Raw genomic sequence first — 750 nt, 5'->3', positions numbered from 1 at the left:
CGGTAATGACTCCAACTTATTGATAGTGTTTTATGTTCAGATAATGCCCGATGACTTTGTCATGCAGCTCCACCGATTTTGAGAACGACAGCGACTTCCGTCCCAGCCGTGCCAGGTGCTGCCTCAGATTCAGGTTATGCCGCTCAATTCGCTGCGTATATCGCTTGCTGATTACGTGCAGCTTTCCCTTCAGGCGGGATTCATACAGCGGCCAGCCATCCGTCATCCATATCACCACGTCAAAGGGTGACAGCAGGCTCATAAGACGCCCCAGCGTCGCCATAGTGCGTTCACCGAATACGTGCGCAACAACCGTCTTCCGGAGCCTGTCATACGCGTAAAACAGCCAGCGCTGGCGCGATTTAGCCCCGACGTATCCCCACTGTTCGTCCATTTCCGCGCAGACGATGACGTCACTGCCCGGCTGTATGCGCGAGGTTACCGACTGCGGCCTGAGTTTTTTAAATGGCGGAAAATCGTGTTGAGGCCAACGCCCATAATGCGGGCGGTTGCCCGGCATCCAACGCCATTCATGGCCATATCAATGATTTTCTGGTGCGTACCGGGTTGAGAAGCGGTGTAAGTGAACTGCAGTTGCCATGTTTTACGGCAGTGAGAGCAGAGATAGCGCTGATGTCCGGCAGTGCTTTTGCCGTTACGCACCACCCCGTCAGTAGCTGAACGGGAGGGACAGCTGATAGAAACAGAAGCCACTGGAGCACCTCAAAAACACCATCATACACTAAATCA

General features: G+C 53.7%; 1 protein-coding gene. It reads right to left on the bottom strand.

The genetic code is table 11. The annotated features are described in order from the left end of the window. Positions 1-16: 16 nt before the first annotated feature. A protein-coding gene (locus tag ACEQFP_RS17505; protein ID WP_223844742.1) for an IS1-like element IS1B family transposase occupies positions 17-714 on the bottom strand; the annotation gives its coding sequence in 2 pieces (ribosomal slippage) (positions 17-465 and positions 465-714; 699 coding nt in all). Between the last annotated feature and the right edge of the window lie 36 nt (positions 715-750).

Origin of the sequence: Edwardsiella sp. A.80236 (assembly GCF_044540725.1) — a bacterium.
GTDB classification, from domain to species: Bacteria; Pseudomonadota; Gammaproteobacteria; order Enterobacterales; family Enterobacteriaceae; genus Edwardsiella; species Edwardsiella tarda.
This window is presented reverse-complemented; position numbering and strand designations above follow the sequence as displayed.